The 13,449-nt window shown below is 63.1% G+C and carries 11 protein-coding genes; 5 read left to right on the plus strand and 6 right to left on the minus strand.

The window, feature by feature from the left end; genetic code table 11:
* Window positions 1-53 precede the first annotated feature (53 nt).
* Both CBW24_RS08995 and CBW24_RS09000 read left to right on the plus strand, forming a co-directional pair.
* Complete coding sequence (locus CBW24_RS08995; protein WP_097373390.1) at window positions 54-1,082, plus strand: sensor histidine kinase; 1,029 nt, start codon at window positions 54-56, stop codon at window positions 1,080-1,082.
* Between the two features lie 197 nt (window positions 1,083-1,279).
* Entirely contained in the window at window positions 1,280-2,464 is a 1,185-nt protein-coding gene (locus tag CBW24_RS09000; protein ID WP_097373391.1) for a vWA domain-containing protein, read from the plus strand.
* A gap of 46 nt (window positions 2,465-2,510) precedes the next feature.
* On the opposite strand, the gene CBW24_RS09005 is transcribed toward CBW24_RS09000, so the two are convergent.
* Window positions 2,511-3,623: an anhydro-N-acetylmuramic acid kinase gene (locus tag CBW24_RS09005; protein ID WP_097373392.1), complete on the minus strand. Its 1,113-nt coding sequence runs from the start codon at window positions 3,621-3,623 to the stop codon at window positions 2,511-2,513.
* Window positions 3,624-3,690: 67 nt separating this feature from the next.
* On the opposite strand from CBW24_RS09005, the gene tyrS reads away from it, so the two are divergent.
* Window positions 3,691-4,944 (plus strand): tyrosine--tRNA ligase, encoded by a 1,254-nt coding sequence (tyrS, locus tag CBW24_RS09010; RefSeq protein ID WP_097374182.1) that lies wholly within the window; start codon window positions 3,691-3,693, stop codon window positions 4,942-4,944.
* Between the two features lie 274 nt (window positions 4,945-5,218).
* On the opposite strand, the gene CBW24_RS09015 is transcribed toward tyrS, so the two are convergent.
* The 5 genes from CBW24_RS09015 to purC form a co-directional block, all read right to left on the minus strand.
* Window positions 5,219-6,550 (minus strand): sigma-54-dependent transcriptional regulator, encoded by a 1,332-nt coding sequence (locus CBW24_RS09015; RefSeq protein WP_088663762.1) that lies wholly within the window; start codon window positions 6,548-6,550, stop codon window positions 5,219-5,221.
* A 308-nt stretch (window positions 6,551-6,858) separates the two neighbouring features.
* Window positions 6,859-8,643, minus strand: coding sequence for a sensor histidine kinase (locus tag CBW24_RS09020; protein ID WP_088663761.1), 1,785 nt, complete (start codon window positions 8,641-8,643; stop codon window positions 6,859-6,861).
* Window positions 8,644-8,711: 68 nt separating this feature from the next.
* Window positions 8,712-9,380 (minus strand): phosphoribosylformylglycinamidine synthase subunit PurQ, encoded by a 669-nt coding sequence (gene purQ / locus CBW24_RS09025; RefSeq protein WP_097373393.1) that lies wholly within the window; start codon window positions 9,378-9,380, stop codon window positions 8,712-8,714.
* A 107-nt stretch (window positions 9,381-9,487) separates the two neighbouring features.
* A complete protein-coding gene (gene purS, locus CBW24_RS09030) occupies window positions 9,488-9,727 on the minus strand; it encodes a phosphoribosylformylglycinamidine synthase subunit PurS (RefSeq protein WP_097373394.1) in 240 nt (79 codons plus the stop codon).
* Between the two features lie 29 nt (window positions 9,728-9,756).
* Window positions 9,757-10,518, minus strand: a complete 762-nt coding sequence (gene purC, locus CBW24_RS09035; RefSeq protein WP_088663758.1) for a phosphoribosylaminoimidazolesuccinocarboxamide synthase — start codon at window positions 10,516-10,518, stop codon at window positions 9,757-9,759.
* 499 nt (window positions 10,519-11,017) lie between these two features.
* Between purC and CBW24_RS09040 the strand changes: the two genes are divergently transcribed.
* Window positions 11,018-12,772, plus strand: coding sequence for an acetolactate synthase 3 large subunit (locus CBW24_RS09040; protein ID WP_097373395.1), 1,755 nt, complete (start codon window positions 11,018-11,020; stop codon window positions 12,770-12,772).
* 85 nt (window positions 12,773-12,857) lie between these two features.
* Window positions 12,858-13,418, plus strand: coding sequence for an acetolactate synthase small subunit (gene ilvN / locus CBW24_RS09045; RefSeq protein ID WP_088663756.1), 561 nt, complete (start codon window positions 12,858-12,860; stop codon window positions 13,416-13,418).
* The last annotated feature ends 31 nt before the right edge of the window (window positions 13,419-13,449 follow it).

Genomic DNA, 13,449 nt, shown 5'->3' on the forward strand with positions numbered 1-13,449 from the left:
ATGACCGCCGGACCGGCCCAAAGGCCGGACCTGCGGCGACCGGATCGGAGACCATGACGACGCGCGACCACCAGATCCTGAATGCGCTGCCATACCCGCTGGTCCTGCTGGGTGGGGATCAGCGTATCGTGGCGATGAACCCGCCTGCGGTAGAACGGCTGGGGGCCGGGCTGATCGGGCGCAGCTATGTATCGCTGCGGCAACCAGCGTTGCTCGATTGTATCGAACAGGTGTTCCGGACCGGGCAGGCGGGCCGCACCCGCTATCCGGGCACCGGGCTTGATCGCGATCGCACATGGTCGGTTCTGGCCGCGCCGCTGCCCGAAGGCATTCTGGTGAGTTTCGAGGATGTGTCCGAACTGGAACAGGCCGGACAGGCACGGCGGGATTTCGTCGCAAATGTCAGCCATGAGCTAAAAACACCGCTGACCGCGATGCTGGGTTTCATCGAAACGCTGCGCGGCGCCGCGCGCGACGATGCCACAGCGCGGGAGCGGTTTCTGGGCATCATGCAGCGGGAAGCGGAGCGGATGAACCGCCTCGTCAATGATCTGCTGAGCCTGAGCCGGGTGGAAAGCGACGAACGTATGCGTCCCACCGCCGAGATCCGACTGGGGGATCTGGTGCAGTCGGTGATCGCCAGCCTGCGCCCGGTGGCCGAGCCGCTGGGCGTGACCATCGACATCGATTGCAGCGTGGACAGCCAGACGATTGTGCGCGGGGATGCGGATCAGTTGACGCAGGTGTTTTTCAACCTAATCGACAACGCGGTGAAATACGGGCGCGATGGCAAGCGCGTGCAGGTGCATATGGAACGGGTCAGCCGGGACAGTTCGCTGCGCGGCCCGGCATATCACGTCACGGTGCAGGATTTCGGGCCCGGTTTTGATCCGATCCACATTCCACGGTTGACCGAGCGCTTTTACCGGGTCGACAGCCATCGCTCGCGTGAAATGGGCGGCACCGGGCTTGGGCTCGCCATCGTCAAACACATCGTCAATCGCCATCGCGGACGCTTCCGCATCGAAAGCACACCGGGCAACGGCGCGTGTTTTACCGTTTCATTACCAGCTGTAGCTTAGCATATTAATTGTTTTCAGTGGGTTATGCTTAGCTCCTCCGGTGTCAGGGGAACCAACCGGATGGGCTATAGTAACTAACTGATAATCTGTATTATGTAATAGTAATAGATGCGCACGCTAGGGATCGTCGGAGTATTTGCGACTTCGGCTCTCACAGGTCATGGTCGGTCAAACACTGGACCGGCCTGAGGATCACGATGTTTCTGCTATTCTTCCAAACGCTGCGCAGCACTGGCATCCCGGTCTCTCTGCGCGAATATCTTGCGTTTCTAGAGGCGCTGCACCGTGAGGTCGTGATCTACGATGTCGAGGAATTCTACCTGCTGGCCCGCACCACGATGGTAAAGGATGAACGCCATCTGGATCGGTTCGACCGCGCCTTTGCCAGCGCCTTCTCCGGGCTTGACCAGATCGACAGCGCCGCTGTGATCGAGGCCGTGGACATCCCCGCGGACTGGCTGGAGAAACTGGCTGAGCGTCACCTGACCCCCGAGGAACGTGCCGAAATCGAAGCGCTTGGCGGGTTCGACGCCTTGATGGACACGCTCAAGCAGCGGCTTGCGGAACAGGATGCGCGCCACCAAGGCGGCAACAAATGGATCGGCACCGCTGGCACCTCGCCCTTTGGCGCCTATGGCTACAACCCCGAAGGTGTGCGCATCGGTCAGGACCGCTCCCGCCATCAACGTGCGGCCAAGGTTTGGGACAAACGGCAATTCCGTGATCTCGATGACAGTGTGGAACTGGGCACCCGCAACATCAAGGTGGCGTTGAAGCGCCTGCGGAGATGGGCGCGCGATGGCGCGGCGGAGGAGTTGGACCTGAACGGCACCATCCGCGCCACCGCCGAAAACGGCTGGCTGGATGTGCGCACCCGCCCCGAGCGGCGCAACGCGGTGAAGGTATTGTTACTGCTTGATATTGGCGGCTCTATGGACCCGCATGTGAAGGTGCTGGAGGAGCTTTTCTCGGCGGCGCGCAGTGAATTTCGCCATCTGGAGCACTACTACTTCCACAATTGTCTTTACGAAGGTGTGTGGCGCGACAATGCCCGCCGCTGGGATGCGCAAACGCCGACGGAGACGGTCCTGCGCAGCTATGGTCCCGATTGGCACTGCATCTTCGTGGGCGATGCCGCGATGTCCCCCTATGAGATCGCCATGCCGGGCGGCGCCAACGAACATTGGAACGCCGAGGCAGGCCATGTCTGGCTGGAACGGGCACGCGCGCAATGGCCGTCGCATTTGTGGATCAACCCACTGCCCGAGCCGCATTGGGCCTATACACGGTCGGTCGGCATGATCCGCGAGATTTTCGATGATCGGATGGTGCCGATGACGCTGGACGGCATCGACCGCGGTATGCGGATGTTAAGCCGGTAGAGTGCGGACCAAAGCGTGGTGTCGTGCGCCCTGCCCCATCTTCGCATTACGCCGTCTGCGCGCGTCGCGGATCGCTGAGTTGCCCGCCGCCGATCGCCGCGCGCACGCCTGTCGTGGCCGGGAAGCTTGTCGGCAGACCCCGCGCCACCCGCACGGCGAGAAACGCAAATGCCTGTGCCTCCAGCATGTCGCCGTCCAATCCGGCATCCTCCACCGGGGCCACCGGGCAATCGCACATGGCGGCGATCATCTGCATCATCACCGGGTTCCGGCGCCCGCCGCCGGTGACAAGGATGCGCTCCGGCGGGGTCGGGATATGTTCGGCCCCACGTGCCACAGCGGCAGCGGCCACGGCGGTCAACGTGGCGCAGGCATCGGCATCGGACAGATCGGCGACCTGCCCCTGCAAATCGGCAAAGGCGTCGCGGTCCAGTGATTTGGGCGGCATGCGCGTGAACCAGCGATGCCCGGCAAAGCGCTGCAAGACCGGCTCATTCACCGTCCCCTGCCCGGCCAGCGCACCGTCGGCGTCGTAGCCCAGGCCGCAGCGCGCCTGCATCAGATCGTTGATCGGCGCATTGGCAGGTCCGGTGTCAAAGGCCAGCAGCGCACCGGGATCTTCGGGGCGGTCATGGCGCGGGTCGATCCATGTCAGGTTGCCGACACCGCCCAGATTGAGAAAGGCCACCGGCGCGCGCACACCGATCCATTTGGCCAGCGCGAAATGATATGCGGGTGCAAGCGGCGCGCCTTCGCCGCCCATACGCACGTCGTTGGAGCGGAAATCCCAGACAACCGGCACTCCCAGCGCCTCGGCCAGAAGCCGCCCGCACCCAGCCTGATGGGTGCCCTGCCCGCGCGGATCATGGGCCAGCGTCTGTCCATGAAACCCGACCAGATCGGCGGTGGCGAACCCGGCGAGAACCTCCGCATGGACCATTTCCACCACCTCGGCCGCCGCTTCGGTTTCGGGGGTGCCGGGCCAATGGCCCAACCCGGCCCGAAGCACCGCGCGCTCGGCCTCGGTATAGGCGCGATACGCGGTTTCGCCGAACTCCATGATCCGGTGTCCGTCGGTCAGCAGCATGGCCGCATCGACCCCGTCGAGCGACGTTCCCGACATCGCACCTGCTGCCCGCAATGGACCTCGCTTCAACATGGGCTTTTCCTTCGCCAACCGCGCCGGTATGAGGGGCGCAACACCCGAAAGAATGGACCGAATGGACATGACCTACCACCCGAAATCGGACTTCCTGACGGTCATCATGGAGCGGGGCTTCCTCGCCGATTGCACCGACTTGCAGGGGCTGGATGATGCGCTGATCGCCGGGGTCGTCCCGGCCTATATCGGCTATGACGCCACTGCGGCCTCCTTGCATGTGGGTCATCTGCTCAACATCATGCTGCTGCGCTGGTTTCAGAAAACCGGCGGCAAGCCGATCACCCTGATGGGCGGCGGCACGACCAAGGTTGGCGATCCGTCGTTCCGCTCCGATGAGCGGCCCTTGCTGGGGCCTGAGCAGATCGACGCGAATATCGCCGGGATGCAGCGGGTTTTCTCGCAATATCTGAGCTATGACGAGGGCGAGACCGGCGCGGTCATGCTCAACAATGCCGAATGGCTCGACGGGCTAAACTATCTCGACTTTCTGCGCGATATCGGGCGGCATTTCTCGGTCAACCGAATGCTCAGCTTCGAAAGCGTGAAAAGCCGGCTGGATCGGGAACAGTCGCTGTCGTTCCTCGAATTCAACTACATGATTTTGCAGGCATATGACTTCCTTGAGCTTAACCGCCGCCATGGCTGTCTGTTGCAGATGGGCGGTTCGGATCAGTGGGGCAATATCGTCAACGGGATCGACCTGACGCGCCGGGTTCTCGACCATGAAATTTACGGGCTGACGACGCCGCTCCTGACCACCTCGGACGGGCGCAAGATGGGCAAAAGCCAGGGCGGCGCCGTATGGCTAAGCTCGGACATGCTGAGCCCCTATGAATTCTGGCAATTCTGGCGCAACACGACCGATGCCGATGTGGGCCGGTTCCTGAAGCTTTACACCGAGCTGCCCGTCGAGGAATGCGACCGGATGGGTGCGCTCGAAGGGGCGGAGATCAACGAGGCAAAGATCATTCTGGCGGGCGAAGTCACCGCTTTGCTGCATGGGCGCGAGGCGGCGGATGCCGCCGAAGAAACCGCGCGCCGGGTCTTTGAGGAAGGCGGCACCGGGGAGGATCTGCCAACCCTGACCGTCACCGCCGACGAGGCCCGCGAGGGTCTGTCCGTCGTGCAACTGATCGTGCGCGCGGGTCTGGCGAAATCCGGCAAGGAAGCAAAGCGGCTCATCGCGGATAACGGCGCGCGGATGAATGACGCGCCGCTGACCGATGCCGGTCTGATGATCGACACAGACGCGCTGGCCGAGCCGGTGAAGCTGTCGGCGGGCAAGAAGCGCCATGCGCTGGTGGTGTTGGCGGAGTGAGAGGGTTCGAGTGATGTGGACCGGGCCAGTCCCTTCGTCTCACGACCGCTGAACTGACGCGCAACCGCCCGCGAACAAGCCCGAAGGGCGCGCGGGCGAGCGCCTGCCCGTCCCGCGGGCTGGCGCTTGGCCACCTCACGCATCGCTCGGAGCGGAGCTGTACGTGGCCGGTATAAAGCGCGCAACCCTGCCGCTGCAGCGCCATCCCCCGGGCAGGCTCACGTCATGCACCAATCCCAGCAACAAAGCAGGGCGTCACCGCCCTGCCCAACGCTTACAGATAATCGGACCGCTGCAATCCGTATTTCGCCATTTTCTCGTTCAGCGTCCGGCGCGGTAGGCATAGTTCGTCCATAACATTGACGATGGAGCCGCGATGACGCCGCATGGTGTTGTCGATAAGCATGCGCTCGAACGCTTCGACATATTCCTTCAGCGGCTTGCCTTCGGTCGTCATCACCGGCTCGGCCTCTTCGTTTTCGGCCATGAGCAGCGATGCGATCGTGCCGGAGCCACGCCGATTTTGCAGCACTGCGCGTTCCGCCACATTGATAAGCTGACGGACATTGCCGGGCCACGGCGCCTGCAACAGCTGCGCGGCTTCCTGCGCCGAAACTTCGGGCGCGTCGCAGCCGTATTCCTCGGAAAACTGATCCGACAGGCGGGTGAAGAGGGTCAGGATATCCTCGCCCCGCTGGCGCAACGGCGGCAGGGTGATCCGCATCGCGGCCAGCCGATAGAACAGATCCGGACGCAGCACGTCTTCCAGCGTTTTGCCCTGCTCCTGCAAATTGCAAATCGCGACGATGCGGGTCTCGGCCGGGGTGCCCTGATCGTTGATGAAGGTCAGAAGCCGCGCCTGCAAAGCCGGGCTCAGCGCCTCGACATCCTCTAGGCAAAGCGACCCGCCGCGCGCCAATTCCACCAGCGGCAACTGGCCGTTATCCGGATCGCCGTCGAACAGTTTCCGCGCGAGGTCTTCCTCCGCGTGGGCACCGCAGGCCACGATGACGAACTCCTTCGACCCGCGCGAGCCCACGGCATGAAGCGCATGCGCCGCAAGCGTTTTGCCCGTGCCGGTTTCGCCGTCGATCAGGACGTGACCATCCGCCTGCCCCAGATCAAGGATATCTTCGCGCAGCCGCTCCATCACCGGCGACGAGCCGATCAGTTTTTTCATGATGCCGGAGCCGTCCGACAATTCCCGCCGCAGCGCGCGCGCATCCAGCGCCAGCCGCCGACGCTGTGTCGCGCGTTTGGCCAATGCGGTCATGCGATCGGGGTTGAACGGTTTTTCCAAGAAATCGAACGCGCCGACCTGCATCGCCTCGACGGCCATCGGCACATCGCCGTGGCCGGTGATCATGATGACGGGCAGCGAACTGTCCTGTGACATCAACTTTTTCAGAAAGGCCATGCCATCCATGCCGGGCATACGAATATCCGAGACGACGACGCCGGGATAATCCGCGCCGATGCCTTTCAGCGCGTCCTCCGCGCAGGAATAGGTTTCGGTATCGAACCCCGACAGCGCCAGCCACTGGCTGATCGATTGGCGCATGTCCTGTTCGTCGTCGATGATCGCGACCTTCATCGCTTGAGCCATGAGCTTCCGCTCCTCCTCATGTCGTTCCGCCGTTCCCGGCGTGTTATGCCGGGACCAAATGCGCGCGGCGTCCCGCCGAAGGCAAGACAACGCGGACCGGACCAAGCGGCATCAGCGGGTTTTGGCCAGAGTGTTCCCCGCGACACCGCGCCGCGCAAGCCTCAATCCCGTGATGCATCCCCTGTTCCGGCAGGTTTGGTTGCATGTGTATCTAGGGTTTATACGCGCGATTTCCTGCATCCGGCGGAGGAAAAACATCCATCACCGCAGCAAAACCCGCGATTGTCATGGCGCCGTGATCGACCAGATCATTCTGCGGCGGCCAGATCCTGATCTGCATCGGGCAGGATCGGCAACTGGATCTCGAACACCGCGCCGCCGCCCTGCGCATTGCGGGCTGTCATTCGGCCCCCGAAATCGTGGATGATCCCGGACGAAATCGCGAGCCCAAGCCCGACCCCGTCGCCGGGTTGTTTGGTGGTGTAGAACGGCTCGAACAGCGCATCGAGATCGCGAATGCCGTGGCCGTTGTCACGCACCTGCAACAGCGCGGTGTCCCCGGCTGACAGCAGCACTTCGACCTGCGGATCGGCCACGCCCTTGGTCGCGTCCAGCGCGTTGCGGAATAAATTGATGAGCACCTGTTCCAGCCGCAGGCGATCCGCCCGGATCATCACCGGACCGCCGGGCATGGTGCGCGAAATCGCGACCTGCCGGTGTTTCAGCTGCGGCTCCATCATCGCCAGCGCGGACGACACGCAGGCGCGCACATCAATCGGCTCGAAGGCCTCGCCGCCCTTGCGGGCGTAGCTTTTAAGCTGCCGGGTGATCGCGCCCATCCGCTCGATCAGATCGTCGATCCGCTGGAAGGAGGACAGCGCCTCCTCGCCGCGTTTGCGTTGCAACAGCAGCCGCGCCCCGGCGAGATAGGTTTTCATCGCGGCGAGCGGCTGGTTCAACTCGTGACTGACGGCGGCGGACATTTCCCCCAGCGCGGCGAGTTTGGAGCTTTGCGCCAGTGTCTGTTCGGCAAATTCGAGGTTGCGCTCGGCCTTTTCCCGCTCCGCGATTTCCTGCTGGAGACGGATGTTAAGCTGCCGCAACTCGGTGGATTCCCGTTCCAACTCCTGCGACCGGGCCTGCGCGCGGCGGCCCAGAAGAAAAAAGATCGCTGTAAGAAGCAGCGCGAAGCCCATGATTTCCAACGCCAAAACGCCATTCACGCGCTCGCGCACGGATTGGTAGGCGGTAAAGGAAGTGATACGCCAGCCCCGGAACGGGATGCGGCTGTCGGTGCGCAGAACGGCCTCGCCCATGACATAGGCATCCGGTGGCACGAAGGACCATTCCGATGTGGCATTCAGCGCCCGCTCGATGGCGGAGGGGGGCGATTGCGCGGCCAGGGCCTCCTCCACCGTGCGGCCACGCCAGCGCGGCTCAGTCGCAAGGATGATGCGGCCCGTGCTGTCGGTGACCAGAACGGCATCGGAAATGCCCGCCCAGCTTTGCTCGAACTTGCGCAGATCGACGGTGACGAGGATCACGCCGATACGCTCGCCCTCGCTTTGGACCCGGCGCGAATAGATGAATTGCAGCGCACCGTTATCGCCTTCATGGACGGAAAATACGGTGTCCTTGGCGCGGATCGCATCGACGAAATAGTTGCTTTGCCGGTGGGTGGAGCCCAGCAGGTTGCGGTCGGTCGCCGCCACCGTGCGCCCGTCTCCGTCAAGCAGCATCAAGGACGCCGCGCCGATTTCTTCGCGAAACGAGATCAGGCGCTGGGAGCTTTGGGAATAATCAGCGGAGTTGAGCGCGCCGATCAGGGTTTTGTCCTGCGCCAGCAGCAGCGGCACCACCGAATTCCGCTGCAATTCGGAAATGACGTTACCGGTATAAAGCGCGAGCCGCAGTTCGGACCGGGTGCGAGTGGTGTTGGTGAACCGTTCCGTCAGCGCGATGTTCGAGACATAGATCACCGCGATGGCCAGCACGATCCCCGCAATCACAGCAAGCCGCGCGCCGAGCGTCAGCCGCACGGATGACAGGTCGGAGCCTGCGAACGGGTCTTTGCTGGGCGGTGTCCTTGCCATGCCGCGATCCTATCGCGCCTGCGGGCCGAGGCATAGGGCGCGCGACGTGGCGCGCGCGCCTTGCCGGATCAGGCCGCGACGAACGCCCCGGCGAGGCTGGCAAACAGCGCCGCGCCATCGGTGCCGCCATGGGCCGGGTCCACGGCGCGTTCGGGATGCGGCATCATGCCCAGAACCCGGCGATTGGCGCTGAGAATGCCGGCAATGTCCCCTTTGGACCCGTTAGGGTTGGCGTCGTAGCGGAACGCGACCAGATCCTGATCGACAAGCCCGGCCAGCGTTTCGTCATCTGCCGTGTAATTGCCGTCGTGATGCGCGATCGGGATCACGGCTTTCTGACCTTTGGCGTAGGCGGCGGTAAAGGCGCTGTCGGTCGTGGCGACGGTCAGGGTCTGCGGCTTGCACAGGAATTTCAGCTGCGCGTTGCGCATCAGCGCGCCGGGCAGCAGGCCGGTTTCGGTCAGCACCTGAAAGCCATTGCACACGCCCAGAACGTAGCCGCCGCGTTCGGCATGGGCCACAACGGCACGGCAGATCGGGGAATTTGCGGCAATCGCCCCGCAGCGGAGATAATCGCCAAACGAAAACCCGCCCGGCACGCCGATCACGTCCATGCCCTGCGGCAGGTCGGTGTCCTTATGCCAGACCCGCGTAACGTCGAATCCCGCGCGCTCGAACGCCACCGCAAGGTCGCGGTCGCAGTTGGAGCCGGGGAAGGTGATGACGGCGGCCTTCATGGCGTCTCTCCTGTCAGGGGCTGCGGGTCTGTCGCGTGGGGCTGCGCCCAATGGCACATGCAAAGCGGCGCGTCAGCCGGGCAGGCCCGCCGCGCCGCTCCGGACGATCAGAGCATTTCGATCCGGTAGCTTTCGATCACGGTATTCGCGAGGAGCTTCTCGCACATCTGCTCGACCTGAGCCTCGGCGGTCGCGGCGTCGGATTCGGCCAGATCGAGTTCGATCACCTTCCCCTGCCGGACACCTTCGACCCCGTCGAAGCCGAGCGCGCCAAGCGCCGATTTCACGGCCTCCCCCTGAGGGTCGAGCACACCGGGCTTGAGCATCACATGGACCTTGGCCTTCATTTGCGGCGTCCTTTCGCGGGTCGTTCGGATCAGTTGATGAGGGTCGGCTTGGTGACCGACCCGTTGTTTTTCGGCAGCACGCCCAGACGGCGCGCGACCTCGGTATAGGCATCGGCAAGGTTGCCCAGATCGCGGCGGAACACGTCCTTGTCGAGCTTCTGGCCCGTGGCCACATCCCACAGGCGGCAGCTGTCGGGGCTAATTTCGTCGGCGATGATCAGGCGCATGAAATCGCCTTCCCAGACGCGGCCGATCTCGATCTTGAAATCCACCAGCTTGATGCCGACGCCATACATGACGCCTGAGAGGTAGTCGTTTACCCGCAGCGCCAGTGCCACGATGTCATCCATGTCCTGCTGGCTCGCCCAGCCGAACGCGATGATGTATTCTTCGGGCACCAGCGGATCGCCGAGCGCGTCGTCCTTATAGGAGAACTCGACGATCGGACGCGGCAGCGGCGTGCCTTCTTCCATGCCCAGACGCTTGGCCATCGACCCGGCGGCGAAGTTGCGCACGATCACTTCCAGCGGCACGATCTCGACCGAGCGGATCAGCTGCTCGCGCATGTTGATGCGCTTGATGAAATGCGTGGGAATGCCGACCGCATTTAGCCCGCTCATGAAGAACTCGGACAGGCGGTTGTTGAGCACGCCCTTGCCTTCGATGGTCGCCTTCTTTTCGGCGTTGAAAGCGGTGGCGTCGTCCTTGAAATACTGCACGAGCGTGCCCGGTTCGGGACCTTCATACAGGATCTTCGCCTTGCCTTCGTAAATCTTCTTGCGCCGTGCCATGGGACCTCGTCATGTGCTGGCGCGGGACGGCTGCCCCGGCCTTTTGCTGCCCTATAAGGCAAGCCCCCCTGCCCCGCAAGCGCGCCGCGGTCGCGGGGTGCGTAGGTGTTTTCAGGCGGTGATCGGGCCGCAGCGCTCGACACACGCCCGCAAACCCGGATTTCGTTACGCCCAATCGCGCCATTTTGAAACAATCACAAAGCTATCGCGCCCCCGGCGACATAAAGTTCCGGTTTTTGCGGTTGACGCCTCTCTTTCGGGTGCCTAGGTTCGCCCACACGATGACGGAAAGGGCCGGGTATGACTCGCATTCTCGTACTTGTAGGGATCAGGCGCATGGGCCGCTGAGCGGCGACCATAACGGTTTCCCATGCGCCCCCGCCGAGAACGGGGGCTTTTTTGTATTCAGGGCTCGGGCACGGAGACTGTTCCACCGCAACGGGGAACGCCGCGCACGGGACCACGGCCAGGCAGGCCGGCCTTATAACTGGAGAGTGACATGGAACGTCAGATGACCGGTGCGAAGATGGTGGTGCAAGCCCTGAAGGATCAGGGTGTCGAGGTGGTATTCGGCTATCCCGGCGGCGCTGTGCTACCGATCTATGACGAACTGTTTCAGCAAAACGACATTCGCCACATCCTTGTGCGGCATGAACAGGGCGCGGCCCACGCGGCCGAAGGCTATGCCCGCTCCACCGGCAAGCCGGGCGTGGCGCTTGTGACCTCCGGCCCCGGCGCGACCAATGCGGTGACCGGCATCACCGATGCGCTGATGGATTCGATCCCCATCGTCGTGCTGTCCGGGCAGGTTCCGACCTTTGCCATCGGCTCCGACGCGTTTCAGGAGGCCGATACCGTCGGTATCACCCGCCCCTGCACCAAGCATAACTGGCTGGTGAAAGATACCGACGATCTGGCCAACACGATCCACAAGGCGTTCCACGTCGCCACTTCGGGCCGTCCGGGTCCGGTGCTGATCGACATCCCCAAGGACGTGCAATTCGCCTCCGGCACCTATGTCGCCCCGCGCGAGGCCGTGCTGGGCCACTACAATCCCCCGGTGAAGGGCGATCTGGACCAGATCACCGCATTGGTGGAGGCGCTGGAAACCGCTGAACGCCCGATCTTTTACACCGGCGGCGGCGTCATCAATTCCGGCGACAAGGCCACGCAATTGCTGCGCGAATTCGCCGATGCGACCGGCTTCCCGGTGACCTCCACGCTGATGGGGCTTGGCGCCTATCCGGCCTCGGGCAAGGGCTGGCTTGGCATGCTGGGGATGCATGGCCTTTACGAGGCAAACCTCGCCATGCATGGCTGCGATCTGATGATCAATGTCGGGGCGCGTTTCGATGACCGGATCACCGGGCGCATCGCCGATTTCAGCCCCAACAGCCGCAAGGCGCATATCGATATCGACCCGTCCTCGATCAACAAGGTGATCCGCGTCGATTTCCCCATCGTGGGCGATGTGGCCCATGTGCTAGAAGACGCGCTGCGCATCTGGAAAAGCCGGGGCCGCAAGGTGAACCGCGAGGCAATCGCCAAATGGTGGGCGCAGATCGAGGAATGGAAGGCGCAGAATTGCCTTGCCTATCAGCCCTCGGAGAAGGTCATCAAACCGCAATACGCGCTTGAGCGGCTGGAAGCGCTGACCAAAGGCCATGATCGCTACATCACCACCGAGGTGGGCCAGCATCAGATGTGGGCCGCGCAGTATCTGGGGTTCGAGGCCCCGAACCGTTGGATGACCTCCGGCGGGCTGGGCACGATGGGCTACGGCGTTCCGGCCTCGGTCGGCGTGCAGGTGGCCCATCCCGATGCGCTGGTCATCAATGTCGCGGGCGAAGCCTCGTGGATGATGAACATGCAGGAAATGGGCACCGCCGTGCAGTTCCGGTTGCCGGTCAAGCAATTCATCCTCAACAACGAGCGTCTGGGCATGGTCCGGCAATGGCAGGAGCTGTTGCATGGCGAGCGTTATTCGCACAGCTGGTCCGAAGCGCTGCCCGATTTCGTCAAGCTGGCCGAAGCGTTCGGCGCCAAGGGGATCATCTGCAAAGACCCCGCCGATCTGGACGATGCGATCATGGAGATGATCAATTACGACGGGCCGGTGATCTTTGACTGTCTGGTCGAGAAGCACGAAAACTGCTTCCCCATGATCCCATCGGGCGAGCCGCATAACAAGATGCTGCTGGGCCAGGATTCGACCAAGGACGCGATCAAAGCGGGTGGCGCGGTGCTGGTCTGATCCAGACCCGCGACTTAAGCTGGGGGGCTTCAGCCCCCCAGACCCCCTGAGGATATTTTTACCATATTGAAAGAGGCGCAGTTTCATGGCCGCACTCAACATCTCCAAGGGCTCGTCCCGCCATTCCGCCTATGATCTTCGCGACCCGAACTCCGAAGTGATCGAAGCGCATACGCTGGCCGTGGTCGTCGATAACGAAGCCGGTGTGCTGGCACGGGTGATCGGGCTGTTTTCCGGGCGGGGCTACAACATCGAAAGCCTGACGGTGGCCGAGACCGACCACCACGGGCACCTGAGCCGCATCACCATCGTGACCCGCGGCACCCCCGCGATCATCGAACAAATCAAGGCGCAGCTGGGCCGTCTGGTGCCGGTTCACGAGGTTCATGATCTGACGGTCGAGGGGCCGTCGGTAGAACGCGAGCTGGCACTGCTGAAGGTTCAGGGCACAGATGAAAAACGTGTCGAAGCGCTGCGGCTGGCGGATATTTTCCGCGCCAACGCGGTGGACAGCACGCTGGAAAGTTTTGTCTTTGAGTTGACCGGCACGCCGGAGAAGATCGACGCCTTTGCCGATCTGATGCGCCCGCTGGGTCTGGTCGAGATTGCCCGCACCGGGGTCGCGGCGCTGGCGCGCGGAAACTGAAGGTCGCGTCGTAACATCCTGACCCGCCCTG

It is taken from the genome of Pacificitalea manganoxidans (genome assembly GCF_002504165.1).
In the GTDB taxonomy this organism is placed as follows: domain Bacteria; phylum Pseudomonadota; class Alphaproteobacteria; order Rhodobacterales; family Rhodobacteraceae; genus Pacificitalea; species Pacificitalea manganoxidans.